The following is a 19,788-nucleotide window of genomic DNA, read 5'->3' on the forward strand; positions in this document are numbered from 1 at the left end:
ACTCTTAAAATATGATAATTATTATTGATAGTTTTAATATCTTTATCATAAATATTTATAACTATGACCATTACTCAATTAAAATATGTTTTAGCGGTTGCAGAATATCAAAATTTTACTGTAGCATCTGAACATTGTTTTGTTACCCAACCTACGTTGAGTATGCAAATACAAAAATTAGAAGAAGAACTAGAAACTCAAATTTTTAATAGAAAAAAGAAACCAATTCAACTTACTGAAGTTGGTGAAAAAATAATTGAACAAGCTAAAATAATTGTTGATGAAAGTAACCGAATTAATGATATAGTAGATCAACAAAAAGGGTTTATTGGTGGGGACTTTAGGTTAGGTATTATTCCAACTATTATGCCTACACTACTTCCTTTATTTTTAAAAGTTTTTATAAAAAAATACCCTAAAGTAAATTTAAAAATTGAAGAACTCACAACCGAAGAAATTGTAAAAAAATTAGTTGATGGACATATTGATGTTGCCATTGCAGCAACCCCTTTAGAAAATGAAGCTATCAAAGAACGTGTTTTATATTACGAACCATTTGTTGGTTTTGTACCAAAAGAACATCGGCTTTTTAAAAATGACACCTTAGATGTAGAAAATTTAGAAATTGATGATATTCTACTTTTGGAAGATGGGCATTGTTTTAAAGAAAGTATTTTAAACCTATGTAGTACCTTTGGTAACAAAAATCAACATTTTCAACTACATAGTGGAAGCTTTGATACTTTAATAAAGTTATCTAAAGAAGGGTTAGGGATGACCTTACTTCCATATCTTCAAACATTAGATGTAAACACCAATGATCAAGTTTATTTAAAAGAATTTAAAGAGCCTGTACCGGCAAGAGAAGTAAGCATCATCTATCACAAATCTCAATTGAAAATTCATTTAATTGAAACTTTAAAAAGTGTAATAGATAGCGTAATTAGAGGTGTAATTGCCTTTAATGATGTTAAAATTATAAGCCCTATCCAAAAAAGAAAAGGAGCCTAAGGCTCCTTTTCTTTAATTTCTTTCTACTAAAGCTAAACATCTATGTAACTCTGGTTTATTTGAGGTGAATTCTTTTAGCCAAAAATATAATTCTTTTATTTCATAGGGTAATAATCTGTTAACTGCTTTTTCTAATTCTTTTTTAAACAATTCTGTGTTAAAGCTAACTTTTTCGAGTACAGTTTTAGTGTACTCAAACATTGCTCTTGCCATAGATTAAAATTTTTTAGTTGGTTAAAAATAAGAACGTATTTATTGGTTAATTATTGTACCAATTTACAAAAAAAAAATATATTTTAAAATAGTCTTAAATAAATATATTTAACGATTATAATTTATTTACTTTTTCTATCAAAGCATCTGCTTTAGCGTGTAATTCTTTTTCTACTGATTTAAAATGTGCTTTTTTATTTTCCACATCTTTTTTATGAACCATATCAATCATACTATCAAATGCTTCAATAGCTTCTTCTATAATGGCTTCAGAAGCTTTGGTATCAGCTTTTGGATTTAATAATTCCCAAGTGTAACACTCTTCAATAATATCTCCTAAAACGTAATTAATATCTTTTTTTAAATTTTTTATACTTGCCATAATTATTGAATTTATTAATAAGTGCAAATTTACAAGATTTTAATGATTAAATAATTATTTTATCAATAATGTTTGTTAATTAAAATAATTGATTATTTTTGGTTCAATTATGAAAGCAAATTTAGTCATACAATCAATTATTAAAACAGTCATTAAGGATCTGCGCTCCTTAATTTCGTTTGTGTGTATTACCTATACCATGTGTATTTTAAAACAACAAGGCAAAACCACTAAAGGCACTTTCAGTTATTATGAATAATATTTAACATAAATTATATAATATTTAAAAGGTGCTTTTTTCAAAAAGCACCTTTTTTTATATCAAAATTATTAATTAAAAAACAACTATTATGAAACATGTAATCTTAATGCAACAAGTCTATTTAACTATTTCAACGCTTTGTAAACAATTATTATCAAAAAGAAATAGACACATACCTATACCCTTAATAATACATCACTAAAAATTTGAAAATGAAAACTATTGAAAACACATACCCTAGCCCTAAAAAATATTTTACAGTTACTAAAAAAGACATTAATAATAACAATGCACTATTAACCAATGTACTTTATAATGAAATGGAAAATTTTGTAAAAAATATAATTGTTTCACATAAAGAAACAGTTGTTCCAACTCCAAAACTTTATAAATTACAAGTATTAAAAAATGCATTTTTAAATGATAAATTGCTTCTTAAATCTCAAATCATCAAATACAACACTTCTGAGCTACATTTGTTAACAAAAGTAATGCTTCATTCTAATACTAATGATACCATTTGTAAGGCAGTTTTTAAATTTCCTTTAATTACTCCCAATGTAATGGCTTCCTAAAAAAAAGAACAATAAGGTTAAATTTAGCCTTATTGTTCTTTTAGTTTTTTAAGAGCTATTTCTATATGTTTTTCTGCTTCAAACTGATTGTTAAAAATATAATCAACTCTTCCTTTTTTATTTATTATATAAGTAACTCTTCCAGGTAAAATAAACATACTTTTAGGAACTCCAAACAGTTTTCTAATAACATTATTAGTATCTGCTAATAAAGTAAATGGCAAATTATATTTTTCTTCAAATTTTTTGTGAGAATGAACACTATCACTACTAATTCCAATAACTAACGCATTTAAATCTGAAAATAATTCAAAATCATCTCTAAACTTACAAGCTTCTTTAGTGCATCCTGGGGTATCATCTTTTGGATAAAAATAAATCACTATTGGTCTATTTAGTTTATTGTTAACTGTAAATTTATTTCCATTTTGATCCAATAATGTAAATGATGGAACTACATCTCCAATCTCAATTTTTTCCATTGTAGTATCTGTTATTTTCTTTAAAAGAATGAAAATTCCAATTAAAATTAAACCTATAAAAATTACTTTTTTCATGCTAAACTTTTAAACAAATATCATTTAAAATATTTAATTGGTTAATTTTGTCAAGTAAAAAGAGTACAACTGATGAAAAATTTTATTGAAAATTTACCTAAAGCAGAATTGCATTTGCATATTGAAGGGTCTTTTGAACCTGAACTAATGTTTAAAATTGCTAAAAGAAATAATATCAAAATTCCCTATGATACAGTAGCCGAAATTGAAGAAGCTTATAAATTTAATTGCTTACAGGATTTTTTAGATATTTATTATCAAGGTGCAGGCGTGCTAACCTCCGAACAAGATTTTTATGATTTAACTTATAGTTATCTGCAAAAATGTGCCAACCAAAATGTAAGGCATACTGAGATAATGTTTGATCCACAAACTCATACAGAACGTGGTATTCCATTTGAAGTTGTAATTAATGGAATTTCCAAAGCTTGTAAAGATGCCGAAGAAAAATTAAACATTTCATCATTTTTAATTATGAGCTATTTGCGCCATTTAAGCGAAGAAGATGCTTTTAAAACATTAAAAGAATCACTTCCTTTTAAATCTAAAATTAAAGCAATTGGCCTAGACTCCTCTGAAAAAGGAAATCCACCTTCAAAATTTAAAAATGTTTATAAAGCCTCAGTAAAAGAAGGTTATATACCAGTTGCCCATGCCGGAGAAGAAGGTAATGCCGATTATATTTGGGAAGCTATAGATATTTTAGGAATAAAACGTATTGACCACGGAAATAATTCTTTACAAGATGAAACTTTAGTCAAAGAAATCGTAAAACGAAATTTGGCATTAACTGTATGCCCACTTTCTAACACCGCATTACAAGTAGTTGATGATTTGAAAAATCATCCTTTAAAAAAAATGATGGAGTTAGGGTTAAAAGTTACCATAAACTCTGATGATCCAGCCTATTTTGGAGGACAAGTAAACAAAAATTATATTGAAATTCAAAAAGCCTTAAATTTAACAAAGTCAGATATTTATGAGTTAGCAAAAAACTCTTTTAACTATTCTTTATTAGAAGATGAAAAAAAACAACAATATTTAAACGAATTAGAAGTTTATTACACAAACAATAAGTAAAATTTAAGCTCGTTATTAAACAAAAACTAACCAATATATGTTAAAAAAATTAATTTTAGCTTTCACTGCATTTTTAATAACTACAACAGTATTTAGCCAAACTACAAAGAGATTTATTGATACAGGTTCTGTAAAAAATCAGTTTGATTATTTAATTGATGAATCCAATAAATACCAAGATTATAAAGTTGTTAAATACAATTGGTTGGTGAAATTAAAGTCTAATGTTTCTGATTCTTTGTCAGCTTCCAAAAAAGAAATTATTTCAAATTATAATTCTATACAAGCACAAAAGAAAACTATTGATAGTTTAATGGCAGCCGTTAATACTTCTACAAATCAAATTACTTCATTAAATACCCAAATTGAAAGTATTTCATTGTTTGGAATTCAGTTTAAAAAAGATACATTTAAAACTATCTTTTTTGTAATTATTGGAATTTTAGCAATTTTACTTCTCTTCTTTATTACTAAATATAAACATGGTTTTAGTATTATTAAAGAAACTAAACTCTCTTTAAAAGAACTTGAAGATGAATATGAAAATCATAGAAAAAGGGCATTAGAACGTGAACAAAAAGTTATGAGAAAACTTCAAGATGAGTTAAATAAGAATAAAAAAGATTAAAACTCATCTGTTAATTTTACAAAAAATAGTAACTTGTAGTGTTATAAAGTAATTAATTTAATTTTTTGCACTATGAAAAAAAATATTGGAAACGCCGATAAATTATTAAGAATCCTATTTGCTATAGCAATTATCGTCTTATATTACACCAATGTTATATCTGGTATGCTAGCTATTATACTTATGGCTGTTGGTATTATTTTATTAGTAACCGTCTTAGCTAATTTTTGCCCACTATATACAATTTTTGGAATAAACACAGGAAATTCTTCCAAAAAATAAGGGTATTTAATAAAGATGGTTATTTATTATTCGCCCGAATAAGTAACATAATTTCTAGGAGTTTCATAAAGCGTTACTATCAATTCCAACTTCGTATCTATTTTAGATCTAAGCTTGTTGTAAATAACTACTGCTATATTTTCGGCTGTTGGATTTAAAGTTTTAAATTCAGAAACTTCTTCATTTAAATTTTTATGATCTAATTTTTCCTCTATTTCAGTTTCAATCAAATGTTTTAATACCTTCATGTCCATCACAAAACCTGTTTCTGGATGAATTTCACCTTTTACAGAAACTATTAATTCATAATTATGCCCATGATAATGTGGATTTGAGCATTTTCCGAAAACTGTTGCATTACGTGCATCAGACCATTCACCATTATACAATCGGTGTGCAGCATTAAAGTGTGCTTTTCTATGTACAGTAACTTTCATGGATTAATGAATTATAAAATCGTAAAATTTTTCAAAAATAATTTTAAACCACTCCGTATATAATGCTGGTTGATGTTGTATGTCATTTTTTACAGCTTCTAAAGTCATCCATTTATAGCTCTCTACCTCTTCTTTATTTAGAATTGGATTTTCATTATAATAGCCAACCATAATATGATCTAGCTCATGCTCAGTTAAACCATTATCAAATGGGGCTTTATAAATAAATGATGTTTTTTCTTCTAACTCACAAACAAAACCCATTTCCTCTTGCAATCTCCTTTTTCCAGCTTCTAGATTACTTTCCCCATCTCGTTGATGACTGCAGCAAGTATTGGTCCACAACAATGGTGAATGATATTTATCAGCAGCCCTTTGTTGTAAAAGAAGTTCATTTTTATCATTAAAAATAAAAACTGAAAAAGCGCGATGTAATAAGGCTTTTTCATGGGCTTCCATCTTAGGCATTAAACCAATTTTTTCGTCTTTTTCATTTACTAAAATAACTTGTTCTTCTCTCATTTTTTTATTTTAACTGCTACAAATTTACAATATTTAACTATGGTAAAGAAATAATTTTACAAAGATATACATAGCTAATTATCAGCTTATTATAAATATTTAACAAAACTTTATAAAAGATTAACATTTTATGTGTTGCAACATCTATTGTTTAAACTTATATTTGCGGTAGAAATGAAAGTTATTACAAAGTTTCATTTTTAATTTAATAAACCTTTTAACAAGGCTTAATTAATGTTCTTTTTTAAATAGGATTGTGTAAAATAGACTTTACAGTTGAAAATTACACAGTCTTTTTTTTATTTTTGTTTATATTAGTAATGTTTAAAATATCTTTATTAGAAGTATGCATAAAAATGAGTTTGTAAAAGCTAGACTTAATATACATTATACCCACAATCAATTAAAACAACATTTAGAGAAAGAGTTAAAACCCTTAGATTTACCCTTAAATCAATTTTCAGTTTTAAATATTTTAAAAGAAGCTTATCCAAATTGTAGCTCCGTTAATTGTATAAAAGAAAAAATGATTGACAAAAATTCTGATGTAAGCAGGCTTGTAGATAGGTTATTGAATAAAAAACTAGTTATAAGAAAAGAATGCAAAACAGATCGTAGGCAAAAAGAAATTCAAATTAGTCAGCTTGGAATAAAATTAATTGAAAAAATTGGCTGCCAAGAAAAACTTTTAAGCACTAAAATAAACCATCTATCCTTAGAAGAAGTCACTCAACTAAATCAACTTTTAGAAAAAATTAAAGAATAACATTTCCATTTCTACAAATTGGCTATTCACCTATTTAAGGTTATATTTGCGCACAAATTTTGATAGATGAGTTTTTTAAAAGAAATACAACGCAGACGTACCTTTGGTATAATATCACATCCCGATGCTGGTAAAACCACTTTGACTGAAAAATTATTATTATTCGGAGGCGCTATACAAGAAGCTGGGGCTGTAAAAAATAATAAAATAAAAAAAGGTGCAACTTCCGATTTTATGGAAATTGAGCGTCAACGTGGTATTTCTGTTGCTACCTCCGTTTTAGCTTTTATTTATAAAGATAAAAAAATCAATATTTTAGATACTCCTGGACATAAAGATTTTGCTGAAGATACATTTAGAACTTTAACTGCAGTAGATAGTGTAATTGTAGTTATTGATGTTGCTAAAGGTGTAGAAGAACAAACTGAAAAATTAGTTGAAGTTTGTAGAATGCGTAAAATTCCAATGATAGTTTTTATCAATAAATTAGATAGAGAAGGTAAAGATGCTTTTGACTTGTTAGATGAAGTTGAACAAAAATTAGGCTTAAAAGTTACTCCTTTAAGTTTTCCTATAGGTATGGGATACGATTTTAAAGGAATTTATAATATTTATGAAAAAAAACTGAATCTTTTTTCAGCAGAAAATAAACAAACCGTTTCTAAAGGCATTGAATTTACAGATATTTCTACCCCTGAGTTAGATGAAATTATTGGAACAAAACCTGCAGAAACATTACGTGAAGAATTGGAATTAGTTTCAGAAGTATACCCAACTTTTAATAAAGAAGAATACCTAAATGGTGAAATTCAACCTGTATTTTTTGGTTCAGCATTAAATAATTTTGGTGTTAAAGAATTGCTTGACTGTTTTATTGAAATTGCTCCATCACCTCAACCAAAAAAATCTGAAGAACGGTTGGTCGATTCTAAAGAAGAAAAGTTAACTGGTTTTGTTTTTAAAATTCATGCGAATATGGATCCAAACCATAGAAACCGTTTAGCATTTATCAAAATTGTTTCTGGAATTTTTAAAAGAAATGCTCCTTACCTACACGTTCGTTTAAATAAAAAAATGAAATTCTCGAGTCCAAATGCATTTTTTGCTGAGAAAAAAGAAATTGTTGATGAATCTTACCCTGGAGATATTGTAGGTATTCAGGATACTGGAAATTTTAAAATTGGAGACACACTTACAGAAGGTGAGTTATTAAACTTTAAAGGAATTCCTAGTTTTTCGCCTGAACATTTTCGTTATGTTAACAATGCAGACCCATTAAAATCAAAACAATTATATAAAGGATTAGATCAACTAATGGATGAAGGTGTAGCACAATTATTTACACTTGATTTAAATGGACGAAAAGTAATAGGTACTGTTGGAGCATTACAATATGAGGTTATTCAATACCGTTTAGAACATGAATACGGTGCCAAATGTAGTTATGAAAATTTACCTGTATATAAAGCTTGTTGGGTTGAGCCTGAAGACCCCAAGAATGAAGAATTTAAAGAATTTAAACGTGTAAAACAACGTTTTTTAGCTAAAGACAAACAAGGCCAATTAGTATTTTTAGCAGATAGTGCTTTTACTATTCAAATGACACAAAGTAAATTTCCATCTGTTAAATTACATTTTACTAGCGAATTTTAACTTATAAAAAAACTCCAATTTGGTTGGAGTTTTTTTATTATTGAATTGCTCTTATAACATCATGTTTGGTGATAATATGAAATTTATCATTTCCTAGATCTACCAAAACAGCGCTATTTTCTCTGTTAATTAATTTTGAAATTTTATCAATTGAAGTAGTGCTTTTTACTATAGGAAATGCAGCTCTCATTACCTCTTTAATGGGTTTGTTTGCAATATCTTTATCATCAAAATACAAACGGAACAAATCCCCTTCATCAACAGAGCCTACAAATCCATTAACATCAGTTACTGGAATTTGTGAAATATTATTTAAACGCATACGCTCAATCGCATGAGAAACTAACTCTTCTGTTTTAACTGTAATTAAAGGCGAATTTATGCGATCTTGTATTAAATCAATAGCAATCATTTTTTCCTCCTCTAAAAAACCACGTTCTCTCATCCAATCGTCGTTGTACATTTTACCAACATACCTGCTTCCATGGTCATGAAACAATACTACAACTACATCATCCTTAGAAAAATGCTTTTTTAATTGTAACAACCCTTTAACGGCTGAACCAGCCGAATTACCGCAAAAAATCCCTTCCTCTTTGGCTAGTTTTCTGGTATATACAGCACCATCTTTATCTGTTACTTTAGTAAAGCCATTAATAACACTAAAATCCACATTTTTTGGTAATATATCTTCACCTATACCTTCGGTAATGTATGGATATATTTCATTTTCATCAAATATACCAGTTTCATGGTATTTCTTAAAAACTGATCCATAGGTATCAATTCCCCAAATTTTAATAGCTGGATTTTTTTCTTTCAAGTACTTTCCAATGCCTGAAATAGTACCTCCTGTACCAACTCCAACCACAAAATGAGTTATTTTTCCTTCAGTTTGTTCCCAAATTTCAGGTCCGGTTTGTTCATAATGTGCTAAAGCATTAGATGGATTATCATATTGATTTACATACCAAGAGTTAGGAGTTTCGGTAGCTAGTCTTTTGGATACTGAATAATAAGAACGAGGATCTTCAGGTTCAACATTAGTTGGACAAACTACAACTTCAGAGCCAACAGCTCTTAATATATCCATTTTTTCTTTGGATTGTTTATCGCTAATTACACATATTAACTTATAACCTTTAACTATCGCAGCTAAGGCTAATCCCATACCTGTGTTACCAGAGGTTCCTTCTATAATAGTTCCACCTGGTTTTAACAATCCTTTGGCTTCTGCATCTTCAATTAATTTTACAGCCATTCTATCTTTAGCAGAATTACCTGGATTAAATGTTTCAACTTTGGCTAGTACTAAAGCATCAATATCTTTAACTACTTTGTTTAATTTCACCAAAGGTGTGTTGCCTATAGTTTCTAATATATTTTTTGAGTATTTCATTTTTTTAGTTTAGCAATACAAAGGTACAATCTTTTATAAAAACCAAAGTATTACTCGAACTTAATAGATTTTGCAGGGTTTATTTTTGAAATTATTATTGAAGGAATTATCAACATAGATAAGCATAAAACTAAGGTTCCTAGATTTAAAGCAACTAAATATTTTAAATTTATATATATTGGTACTGTAGTTACATAATAAGTATTTGGATCTAAAGTAATAAAACCGCCATATTTTTGAGCAAATAGTAAAAATAAACCTATGATATTTCCCCAAAACAAGCCTTTTAAAATTAAATATCCTGCATTGTATAAAAATACTTTTCTTATACTTACATTGCTACTACCTAAGGCTTTTAAAATACCAATCATTTGAGTGCGTTCTAAGATTAACACTAATAAAGCAGTAATCATATTTATCCCTGCTACAATAATCATAATAGCAATTATTAAATAAATGTTATTGTCAAAAAGACCAATCCATTCAAAAATTGCTGGATACTTTTCAATAATACTTTGACTATTTAAAGTGGAAGCTGTTTGCGTATAAATTTCGTTACTTTTTTCTTCAATTTCATCAAAATCATTTAACAATACTTCAAATCCTCCAACTTCATTTTCTTTCCATCTATTCATTTTTTGGATATGTCGAATGTCTGCAATTACAAAATTTTCATCAAAATCTTGAAACCCTGAGTTGTAAATACCAACAGCTTTCACCACACGTAGCCAAGGCGCTTTTGAAGGGTCTTCTTTTACAAACAAAATATTAAACTCATCACCAACACCAATATGCATTCTATTAGAAATTTCTTTTGAAATTAGAACATCAAATGATGTATCTTTTGTATAATCTGGCAAATTTCCTTCAACTAAATACTCTTCAAAAAAAGACCAATCATAATCTTTTGAAATCCCTTTAAGTATAATTCCCTCAAAATCAGTAGCGGTTCTAATAATTCCTCCTTTGGTGGCATAAACTTGAACTTTTTTTACATTAGAAATATTGGAGAAATTTGGATAAAAATCTTGATTGATAGAAACTGGTTCTAAAGTAATTTCAGAATAGTTATTATCAAAATTAGTTATTTGAATATGACCATTAAAACCTGCTATTTTTTCTCTTATTTTTTGTTGCAATCCTATTCCAGTCGCCATTGCAATCATCATAATTATAACCCCCAATGAAATTGCTACAATAGCAATTTTTATTATTGGAGATGATATACTACTTTTATACTCTTTTGCAGCAATAATGCGTTTGGCAATAAATAACTCGTAATTCAATATATATGATTTCTAAACCGTTCAAAAATACGTATTTCTTATTGTTTTCAATACTTTTTTACAGTTTCATTTCTTGTGGACAAGTAAAAAATTTAAACAACCAAATTGTTTTAGATGGAGAAATACTTACAGGAGCACAACAAACTAATTTATATGTGCCTTTATTAAAAAATAAAAATATTGCTATAGTAGCAAACCAAACATCGGTAATTTTTAAAAACAATTCAACATACACACATTTAGTAGATAGTTTATTAAAAATGAAAGTTGATGTTAAAAAGGTATTTTCTCCAGAACATGGATTTAGAGGTAAAGCAGATGCCAGTGAAAAAATTGCCGATGGTGTAGATACAAAAACTGGTATACCTATAGTTTCATTGTATGGAAAAAATAGAAAACCTACAAATGAACAATTAAAAGGTATTGATATGGTTGTGTTTGATATACAAGATGTAGGGGTTCGCTTTTATACTTTTATTTCTACACTTCATTATGTTATGGAAGCTTGTGCTGAAAATGGAATTCCAGTGATGGTTTTAGATAGACCAAATCCTAATGGACATTATATTGATGGTCCAACTTTAGATCCTTCACATAAAAGTTTTGTAGGCATGCATCCTGTACCTTTAGTATATGGAATGACCATTGGTGAATATTCTAAAATGATTAATGGAGAAAAATGGTTAAAAAATGGTGTTACTTGTGAGCTTATAGTGATCCCTCTAAAAAATTATACACATCAAAGCCTATATCATTTAGCTATTCGTCCTTCTCCAAACTTACCAAATGATAAATCCATTAATTTATACCCTAGCTTAGGCTTTTTTGAAGGCACTACAATTAACGCAGGTAGAGGAACTGAACAACAATTTCAACAATATGGAGCTCCTTTTTTTCAAAAAAGTGATTTTAGCTATATTCCACAACCTAACTTTGGTTCTAAATCTCCAAAACATCAAGGTAAAATTTGTTTTGGGGTTAATTTGACCAAAACAAAACACTTAAATTTTGTAAATATCAACTATATTATTGATGCCTATAATAAAACACCAAAATCTGAAGCATTTTTTGGACCAACATTTACAGTACATGCTGGAACAACAAAATTAGAACAACAAATAAGAAAAGGGTATACTGCTGAAGCTATTCATAAATCTTGGCAACCTGCAATTGAAACATTTAAAAAAGTTAGAAGTAAATATTTAATTTATAATTAGTAATTTTTACTAAAAAAATTAAATTTAACTAAAAGTCCTTCACAAATTGTTGGGCTTTTTTTAGTTTAAAAAAACTAAAAAATTAATATAAGCATAATCACGTTTAATTGAAAAAGTGACATATTGAGAACATATTAAGCATTTTATTTAGTTTGTTTTACTAAATAAAATACATGCTTTTATTAATAAATGGTGTAAAAATATATTTAAAACACATTGTAAATAACAGTAAAAAGGCTTTAAAAGCTAATAAACGGTATGTTTTTACAAACAAATGGTAATTTTTTTTATTTTTTATTTGTTTATAAAAAAAATATTTTTACCTTTATCAAGAATTTAACAATTAATAATACCCCTAAAAAATACCCAAAACAAAAAAATAAATAAATTAACTCTGAAAAAAATCATTTAAAAAAACATTAATTACCCCCAAAAAAGTTTAACCCCAAAACCCCTCAAAAATGAAGTCTTTCATCTCAACCCTTGTATCCTTATTTTTTATAAGCACGTTATTATTATCTTGTTCTAAAGAAGAAGATGGTGTATATTTTAATGACAATGCAGAAGTTGTAAACGAAAACAATATTACTTATTCATCTATTGAAAATGAAATATTGAAGTTAGTTAATAATCATAGAACTAGTTTAGGTTTATCAACTCTTAGTACTTTAAACATTATTTCAGGTGTTGCCGATGGTCATACAAATTATATGATTGAAGTTGGTGGAATAAACCATGATAATTTTTCACAAAGATCTGAATATTTAAAAAAACAAGCTCATGCAATTTCGGTTGGAGAAAATGTTGCTTATGGCTTCAATACCGCTCAAGGTGTATTTAATGGTTGGCTCAATAGTCAAGCCCATAGAAATGTAATAGAAAATCCTAATTATACACACTTTGGAATTTCTACAGATTCAGATAATGACAACAAAAATTATTTCACTCAAATCTTTATTAAAAAGTAAATTTCAAGTTTAACCCCTCTACACTATTAACCCCTAAAACCAAATATTATGAAATCAAATACCCTAAAGAATAACAATACTGAACCACATTTAAAACTAGTTAAAACCAAATCTAAAAAAAGAGCATTAAAGCCTAATATTAAAAAAATTTACATCAACACATTAGTTCCAGGATTTAGTTATATTAATAAATCTGGAAAAAAAATTGTCACAAATAATTGCGCACTACTATAAGTAGTTAGTTTATAATATAAAAAATGTTGTTCCCACAACGGTAGTTAAAAAATTGATAGGCTGTCCCCACACAGTAGTATTAAATTGTTGTTCCCACAACGGTAGTTAAAAAAATTGATTAAAATAAAATTCCATATCATTTTCATTAAAAAATTTGTAGCAGGATAGTTTTTTTTTAAACTATCTTGTTACATACTATATTTTTAGGGAGTATTAGGGAGATTATTATTATTTGTAAGGGGTTATAAATAATAAAATCTCCCTTAATCGTTTTACATAGTGTATAACTTTAATACTAAAAAATCTATTTTACAGGTAATTTCTTTTTTAAAGCTTCAATTATATTAAAAGTTGCTGGACAAATTTCTGTATTTTTTAGAGTTAGGTCAGTAATTTGAATAAACTTACGTCGATCAGTATGTGGATACTCTCTACAAGCCTTAGGTCTAACATCATAAATAGTACACATATTATCATTTAAATCTAAAAAAGTACAAGGCGCTGTTTTTAACACATAAAAATCATCTTCATCTCTTTTTAAGTAGTTTGAAATAAAATCCGCAACTTTAAATTTTAAAAATTTTGAAATACGTTGAATATCTTTATCTGTAAATATTGGACTCGTTGTTTTACAACAGTTACCACAAGCTAAACAGTCTGTTTTTTCAAATTCATCTCTATGCAAATCTTGCATTATTAAATCTAAATTTTTAGGAGTACGTTTTTTTAACTTTTGAAAATATTTTCTACTCTCTGGGAGTTTTTCTTTTGCTAAATCTGGTAATTGTTTTAAAAAATCTTCCATAATGCAAATATATAAATGTTATTTCTTTAGAGTAGCTCTGTAATTATTATTAATTTAGTAACACCTAATTAAATTAAATATGAAATTAACCAAACTAACAACCCTTATTTATTTTGTTTGCCTTACATTTTATTCGCAAACTACAGAGCAACTCCAACATTTAGATAACTATTTTGAAAAAACACTTACCGAATGGCAACTACCAGGAATGGCTATAGCTATTGTAAATTCAGATTCTATTATTTTTAGTAAAGGGTATGGTTATGCTTCAATTGATAAAAAAACAAAAGTTAATGGTAGTACACTCTTTGCAGTTGCTTCCAACACTAAAGCTTTTACAGCTTCAGCCATTGCTAAATTAGTAGAAGAGGGAAAACTAAATTGGAATGATAAAGTTGTTGATTACCTTCCCTATTTTAAAATGTATAATGATTATGTTACTAATCATTTTACAATTACAGATTTGCTATGCCATAGAAGTGGATTAAAGACTTTTAGTGGTGATTTATTATGGTATGGAACAACACATAGTGCAGAATATATTATTGAGGCACAACAATATTTAACTCCTGAATACGAATTTAGAACCACCTTTGGCTATTCCAATATTGCTTATTTAACAGCAGGTAAAATTATTGAAAAAGTATCTGGAAAATCTTGGCAAAAGTATATCCAACAACATTTTTTAGATCCTTTACAAATGAACCGTACTCTAACATCAACAACTCAACTTAAAAATTACAAAAATATAGCAACCCCTTATTATCTTGAAAATGGAATAAATCATGAGTTAAATTGGATTAATTGGGATAATATTGCTCCCGCTGGAGCCTTAATTTCTTCTGTTGATGATTTTTCTAAATGGCTACAATATAACCTAACTGAAGGAAAAGAAAACAGCTTCCAAATTATTTCAGAAAATAGTTTTAGAAAACTAACAACACCACATATTAATTTTGAAGTTGGAAAAAATACTGAAAATATACACTTCAAATCCTACGCCCTAGGTTGGAACGTACAAGACTACCAAGGAATAAAAGTAATTTCACACGGCGGAGGTTATGACGGAATGATTTCAAAATCCTTCTTTATTCCTGAGAAAAATGTAGGAGTTGTTATATTAACCAATAGCATTAACTGGGTACCTAGTGCATTAACCAATAAAATATTAGATGTTCTAGTTACTAACAATACTAGCGGCTTAGATTGGAGTGCTAATTATTTAGGGTATAAAAAACATCAAGATAGCTTAACAACATTAAAGTATGAAAAAAATGAAGTTCTAAGAGGAAAATTGCAAAAAAATCATTTAGAACTGCAAAATTATACTGGTATCTATACAGATAAAATATATGGTAATGTAACGGTTAGTATTAAAAATAAGAGCTTGTATTTTAAAATGGACAACACTCCTATTTTCCATGCGAACTTAACTCATTGGAATCATCACATTTTTACCTTTAGATTTCCAAAACATTTAGCTTCATTACCAGAAGGCAAATTATGGTTTGATATAAACAAAAATGGGGAAATTTCTAAGCTACATATAGATGTACCTAACCCTGATTTTGATTTTACAGAATTTGAGTTTATAAAACAGTAAATTTTATACGAAATTTAGTACTTTTGCACCTCGAAATAATTTAGCAAAAAAATATGCAAAACAGTTTAGAACTAGCAGTAAAAAAAGCATTTAAAGAAATTTATAAGGTAGAAATACCATCAATCGAATTTCAAGCTACTCGAAAAGATTTTGAAGGTGATATTACCATAGTAGTATTTGCATTTTTACGCTACGTAAAAGGAAATCCTGTTGAAATTGGAACCAAAATAGGAGAATATTTAAAAGAAAACGTACAAGAAATAACTGATTTTAATGTAGTAAAAGGGTTTTTAAACCTAGTCATTTCAGATGCATTTTTTATCAAAAATTTTAATTCTATTTTTAAAACTCCAAACTATGGCTTAGTAACACCTAAAAAAAATGAAAAAGCGGTAATGGTTGAGTATTCATCACCAAACACTAACAAACCACTTCATTTAGGACATATTAGAAATAATTTATTAGGGTATTCTGTGGCTGAAATTATAAAGGCTTCAGGTAAAAAAGTATATAAAACTCAAATAATTAATGATCGCGGTATACATATTTGTAAAAGTATGCTCGCCTGGCAACGATTTGGTAATGGTGAAACCCCTACAAGCACTGGTTTAAAGGGAGATAAATTAGTAGGAAACTATTACGTTGCTTTTGATAAAGCTTATAAAGAAGAAATTCAACAACTTATCTCTCAAGGAAAAACCGAAGAAGAAGCTAAAAAAGAAGCTCCAATTTTAATAGAAGCTCAACAAATGCTACTAAAATGGGAAGCTGGGGATAAAGAAGTAGTTAAATTATGGAAAACCATGAACCAATGGGTATATGAAGGTTTTGACCAAACTTACAAAGAGCTAGGTGTAGATTTTGATAAAAATTATTACGAAAGCAATACCTATTTATTAGGAAAAGATATTGTACTCGAAGGTTTAGAAAAAGGTGTTTTTTATAAAAAAGAAGATGGTAGTGTTTGGATTGATTTAACCGATGAAGGCTTAGATGAAAAAATTGTATTACGTGCTGATGGAACAGCCGTTTATATGACTCAAGATATAGGAACAGCCATTGAACGTTTTAAAGATTTTGATTTAAGCGAATTAGTTTATACCGTAGGAAACGAACAAGATTATCACTTTAAAGTCTTGTTTTTAATTTTAGACAAATTAGGTTTTGATTGGGCTAAACAATTATATCACTTATCTTATGGTATGGTAGATTTACCAAGTGGTAAAATGAAATCTAGAGAAGGTACCGTTGTAGATGCGGATGACTTAATGGAAGAAATGACCAATACTGCTAAAACTATTTCTCAAGAATTAGGAAAATTAGAAGGCTACTCTAAAGAAGAAAAGGAAAGCTTATACAAAACCATTGGATTAGGAGCATTAAAATACTTTATTTTAAAAGTAGATCCAAAAAAACGTATTTTATTTGATCCAGAAGAATCCGTAGATTTTGCCGGAAACACAGGTCCTTTTATTCAGTATACCTATGCCCGTATTCAATCTATCCTTAGAAAAGCTACTTTTGATTTTAGCATTGAAATGAGTGAACATGAAGTTGGTTTACACGTAAAGGAACGAGAATTGATTAAACAAATTCAATTATTTCCTGAAATCATTCAAAATGCTGCACAAAATCATAGCCCAGCAATTATTGCAAATTATACTTATGATTTAGTAAAAGAATACAATTCATTTTACCAAACTGTGCCAATTTTGGGATGTGAAAATAAAAATGAAAAAATATTCAGAACTCAATTATCCGCTAAAGTCGCAGAAATTATAAAAACTGCATTTAAACTTTTAGGAATCAACGTTCCTGAAAGAATGTAAAATAATCAAAGTAACTATTTTAAAATTAATCAATTTAAGAAAGCCTTTTAGTGAATTGATACAATAAGAAACTTTAAAAAAAGAAAAAAGCATTAAATTTGCTGTGAAAAATCAGCATTCATAAATAAAAATAAAACAGAAACACATGAAATACGACGTACTTATAATTGGAAGTGGCCCAGGAGGATATGTTACAGCCATTAGAGCTTCACAACTTGGATTTAAAGTTGGAGTTGTTGAAAAAGAAAATTTAGGTGGAATATGCTTAAACTGGGGATGTATTCCTACTAAGGCCTTATTAAAAAGTGCTCAAGTTTACGACTATTTGAAACATGTTGATGAATATGGCTTAAAAGCTGAAGCTATTGATAAAGATTTTGAAGCAGTAATTAAACGCAGTAGAAATGTGGCTGATGGAATGAGTAAAGGAGTTCAATTTTTAATGAAAAAAAATAAAATTGACGTTATAAATGGATTTGGAAAACTAAAAACTGGCAAAAAAGTTGATGTAACAGACACCGATGGAAATGTAGCAGAATACAGCGCAGATCATATTATTATTGCTACTGGAGCACGCTCTAGAGAGTTGCCAAATTTACCACAAGACGGTAAAAAAGTAATTGGATACCGCCAAGCAATGACCTTACCAACACAACCTAAAAAAATGATAGTAGTTGGTTCTGGAGCCATTGGTGTTGAATTTGCTCATTTTTACAATTCAATGGGAACAGAAGTTACTATTGTAGAATTTTTACCAAACTTAGTACCTTTAGAAGATGTAGATGTATCAAAACAATTTGAACGTTCTTTCAAAAAATCAGGCATTAAAGTTATGACGAATTCTTCTGTAGAATCTGTGGATACTTCTGGAGATGGTGTAAAAGCAGTAGTAAAAACTAAAAAAGGAGAAGAAATTTTAGAAGCTGATATTTTACTTTCTGCAGTAGGAATTAAATCTAACATTGAAAACATTGGTTTAGAAGATGTTGGAATTGTTGTTGACCGTGATAAAATTTTAGTTAATGATTTTTACCAAACTAATATTCCTGGATATTATGCCATTGGAGATGTAGTTCCAGGACAAGCTTTAGCTCACGTAGCTTCAGCTGAAGGAATTACTTGTGTTGAAAAAATTGCTGGCTTACACACTGAAAAAATTGATTATGGTAATGTACCTAGTTGTACTTATGCTACACCAGAAATTGCAAGTGTTGGTTTAACCGAAGCTCAAGCAAAAGAACAAGGTTACGAATTAAAAGTTGGTAAATTTCCATTTTCAGCTTCTGGTAAAGCAAAAGCTGCTGGAACACCTGAAGGTTTTGTAAAAGTTATTTTTGATGCTAAATATGGAGAATGGTTGGGATGCCATATGATTGGAGCTGGAGTTACTGATATGATAGCTGAAGCTGTCTTAGGTAGAAAACTAGAAACAACTGGTCATGAAGTATTAAAAGCAATCCACCCACACCCAACTATGAGTGAAGCTGTTATGGAAGCTGTAGCTGACGCTTATGATGAAGTAATTCATTTATAAAGCTTAAAAACACATATAAAAAAGCCTATGCTTATTTTGCTTAGGCTTTTTGTTTTTTTACTAAGAATTCCACAAACTATAATTTTATAGTATATTTGAAAAAAATCAGTTTTTATGAAAAATATCAACGTTATACTTATTATTTTTTTCTCATTATTAATAGCTTGCAAAGAGGAAAAAGCGAAAGTAAAAACAACAACTACAAAAACAGAATTACACTATATTTGTAAAAATAAGTGTGAAAATAGTGGATCAAATATGGCTGGTATATGTGCTACTTGTAATACACCATATGTACATAATGCTGCCTACCATAAGGATGAATTTTTAAAAAGCGGCCCACTAAATGTACCGAGTAACGCCCTAAATCCAAACCAAACTACAAGTGCTCCTAACAAAACTACTCCTTCACCTTCTCAAAACGCAGCAGGAGTATTTCATTATACATGTAAAAATGGTTGCGTTGGTGGAGCAGCATCAGCAAGTAATTGTAAGGTTTGTGGTGAAGCCTTGGAACATAATACATTATATCATAACAACTAACA

22 protein-coding genes are annotated in these 19,788 nt (G+C 28.4%); 14 read left to right on the forward strand and 8 right to left on the reverse strand.

The window, feature by feature from the left end:
• Positions 1-63: 63 nt before the first annotated feature.
• Positions 64-1,011, forward strand: coding sequence for a hydrogen peroxide-inducible genes activator (locus tag Q0714_RS04730; protein WP_298263161.1), 948 nt, complete (start codon positions 64-66; stop codon positions 1,009-1,011).
• A gap of 12 nt (positions 1,012-1,023) precedes the next feature.
• Here Q0714_RS04730 and Q0714_RS04735 read toward each other — a convergent pair whose 3' ends face one another.
• Both Q0714_RS04735 and Q0714_RS04740 read right to left on the reverse strand, forming a co-directional pair.
• Positions 1,024-1,224 carry a hypothetical protein gene (locus Q0714_RS04735; protein WP_298263162.1) on the reverse strand — a complete coding sequence of 67 codons (201 nt, stop codon included), beginning with the start codon at positions 1,222-1,224 and terminating at the stop codon, positions 1,024-1,026.
• A 115-nt stretch (positions 1,225-1,339) separates the two neighbouring features.
• Positions 1,340-1,606, reverse strand: a complete 267-nt coding sequence (locus tag Q0714_RS04740; RefSeq protein WP_298263163.1) for a hypothetical protein — start codon at positions 1,604-1,606, stop codon at positions 1,340-1,342.
• A 474-nt stretch (positions 1,607-2,080) separates the two neighbouring features.
• Here Q0714_RS04740 and Q0714_RS04745 point away from each other — a divergent pair, with 474 nt between their 5' ends.
• Positions 2,081-2,443: a hypothetical protein gene (locus tag Q0714_RS04745; RefSeq protein ID WP_298263164.1), complete on the forward strand. Its 363-nt coding sequence runs from the start codon at positions 2,081-2,083 to the stop codon at positions 2,441-2,443.
• A 29-nt stretch (positions 2,444-2,472) separates the two neighbouring features.
• Here the strand turns inward: Q0714_RS04745 and Q0714_RS04750 are convergent, their stop codons facing one another.
• Positions 2,473-3,000 (reverse strand): peroxiredoxin, encoded by a 528-nt coding sequence (locus Q0714_RS04750; protein WP_367181319.1) that lies wholly within the window; start codon positions 2,998-3,000, stop codon positions 2,473-2,475.
• A 72-nt stretch (positions 3,001-3,072) separates the two neighbouring features.
• Here Q0714_RS04750 and Q0714_RS04755 point away from each other — a divergent pair, with 72 nt between their 5' ends.
• From Q0714_RS04755 to Q0714_RS04765, 3 genes are all read left to right on the forward strand, one after another.
• Positions 3,073-4,080 carry an adenosine deaminase gene (locus tag Q0714_RS04755; RefSeq protein ID WP_298263165.1) on the forward strand — a complete coding sequence of 336 codons (1,008 nt, stop codon included), beginning with the start codon at positions 3,073-3,075 and terminating at the stop codon, positions 4,078-4,080.
• Positions 4,081-4,117: 37 nt separating this feature from the next.
• Positions 4,118-4,708 (forward strand): hypothetical protein, encoded by a 591-nt coding sequence (locus tag Q0714_RS04760; RefSeq protein WP_298263166.1) that lies wholly within the window; start codon positions 4,118-4,120, stop codon positions 4,706-4,708.
• A 72-nt stretch (positions 4,709-4,780) separates the two neighbouring features.
• Positions 4,781-4,990, forward strand: a complete 210-nt coding sequence (locus tag Q0714_RS04765; RefSeq protein WP_298263167.1) for a DUF2892 domain-containing protein — start codon at positions 4,781-4,783, stop codon at positions 4,988-4,990.
• A 26-nt stretch (positions 4,991-5,016) separates the two neighbouring features.
• Here Q0714_RS04765 and Q0714_RS04770 read toward each other — a convergent pair whose 3' ends face one another.
• Together Q0714_RS04770 and idi are read right to left on the reverse strand one after the other, a co-directional pair.
• Positions 5,017-5,427: a 6-carboxytetrahydropterin synthase gene (locus Q0714_RS04770; protein WP_298263168.1), complete on the reverse strand. Its 411-nt coding sequence runs from the start codon at positions 5,425-5,427 to the stop codon at positions 5,017-5,019.
• 3 nt (positions 5,428-5,430) lie between these two features.
• Positions 5,431-5,949 carry an isopentenyl-diphosphate Delta-isomerase gene (idi, locus tag Q0714_RS04775; protein ID WP_298263169.1) on the reverse strand — a complete coding sequence of 173 codons (519 nt, stop codon included), beginning with the start codon at positions 5,947-5,949 and terminating at the stop codon, positions 5,431-5,433.
• A gap of 346 nt (positions 5,950-6,295) precedes the next feature.
• Here idi and Q0714_RS04780 point away from each other — a divergent pair, with 346 nt between their 5' ends.
• Complete coding sequence (locus tag Q0714_RS04780) at positions 6,296-6,715, forward strand: MarR family transcriptional regulator (RefSeq protein WP_298263170.1); 420 nt, start codon at positions 6,296-6,298, stop codon at positions 6,713-6,715.
• 66 nt (positions 6,716-6,781) lie between these two features.
• Positions 6,782-8,368, forward strand: a complete 1,587-nt coding sequence (locus Q0714_RS04785; RefSeq protein ID WP_298263171.1) for a peptide chain release factor 3 — start codon at positions 6,782-6,784, stop codon at positions 8,366-8,368.
• 37 nt (positions 8,369-8,405) lie between these two features.
• On the opposite strand, the gene Q0714_RS04790 is transcribed toward Q0714_RS04785, so the two are convergent.
• Positions 8,406-9,767 (reverse strand): pyridoxal-phosphate dependent enzyme, encoded by a 1,362-nt coding sequence (locus Q0714_RS04790; RefSeq protein ID WP_298263172.1) that lies wholly within the window; start codon positions 9,765-9,767, stop codon positions 8,406-8,408.
• Positions 9,768-9,817: 50 nt separating this feature from the next.
• Positions 9,818-11,053: an FtsX-like permease family protein gene (locus Q0714_RS04795; protein WP_298263173.1), complete on the reverse strand. Its 1,236-nt coding sequence runs from the start codon at positions 11,051-11,053 to the stop codon at positions 9,818-9,820.
• Positions 11,054-11,058: 5 nt separating this feature from the next.
• On the opposite strand from Q0714_RS04795, the gene Q0714_RS04800 reads away from it, so the two are divergent.
• The 3 genes from Q0714_RS04800 (at position 11,059) to Q0714_RS04810 (ending at position 13,472) form a co-directional block, all read left to right on the forward strand.
• Positions 11,059-12,270 (forward strand): DUF1343 domain-containing protein, encoded by a 1,212-nt coding sequence (locus Q0714_RS04800; protein ID WP_298263174.1) that lies wholly within the window; start codon positions 11,059-11,061, stop codon positions 12,268-12,270.
• 461 nt (positions 12,271-12,731) lie between these two features.
• Entirely contained in the window at positions 12,732-13,238 is a 507-nt protein-coding gene (locus tag Q0714_RS04805) for a CAP domain-containing protein (RefSeq protein WP_298263175.1), read from the forward strand.
• 48 nt (positions 13,239-13,286) lie between these two features.
• Complete coding sequence (locus tag Q0714_RS04810; RefSeq protein ID WP_298263176.1) at positions 13,287-13,472, forward strand: hypothetical protein; 186 nt, start codon at positions 13,287-13,289, stop codon at positions 13,470-13,472.
• A 304-nt stretch (positions 13,473-13,776) separates the two neighbouring features.
• Here the strand turns inward: Q0714_RS04810 and Q0714_RS04815 are convergent, their stop codons facing one another.
• Complete coding sequence (locus Q0714_RS04815) at positions 13,777-14,277, reverse strand: YkgJ family cysteine cluster protein (RefSeq protein WP_298263177.1); 501 nt, start codon at positions 14,275-14,277, stop codon at positions 13,777-13,779.
• A gap of 79 nt (positions 14,278-14,356) precedes the next feature.
• Between Q0714_RS04815 and Q0714_RS04820 the strand changes: the two genes are divergently transcribed.
• From Q0714_RS04820 to Q0714_RS04835, 4 genes are all read left to right on the forward strand, one after another.
• Positions 14,357-15,880, forward strand: a complete 1,524-nt coding sequence (locus Q0714_RS04820) for a serine hydrolase (protein WP_298263178.1) — start codon at positions 14,357-14,359, stop codon at positions 15,878-15,880.
• Positions 15,881-15,933: 53 nt separating this feature from the next.
• Positions 15,934-17,709, forward strand: a complete 1,776-nt coding sequence (gene argS / locus Q0714_RS04825) for an arginine--tRNA ligase (protein ID WP_298263179.1) — start codon at positions 15,934-15,936, stop codon at positions 17,707-17,709.
• Positions 17,710-17,854: 145 nt separating this feature from the next.
• Entirely contained in the window at positions 17,855-19,243 is a 1,389-nt protein-coding gene (lpdA, locus tag Q0714_RS04830) for a dihydrolipoyl dehydrogenase (protein ID WP_298263180.1), read from the forward strand.
• 114 nt (positions 19,244-19,357) lie between these two features.
• Positions 19,358-19,786: a hypothetical protein gene (locus Q0714_RS04835; protein ID WP_298263181.1), complete on the forward strand. Its 429-nt coding sequence runs from the start codon at positions 19,358-19,360 to the stop codon at positions 19,784-19,786.
• Positions 19,787-19,788 lie beyond the last annotated feature (2 nt).

Origin of the sequence: uncultured Lutibacter sp., from assembly GCF_947493565.1 — a bacterium.
Taxonomy (GTDB): domain Bacteria; phylum Bacteroidota; class Bacteroidia; order Flavobacteriales; family Flavobacteriaceae; genus Lutibacter; species Lutibacter aestuarii.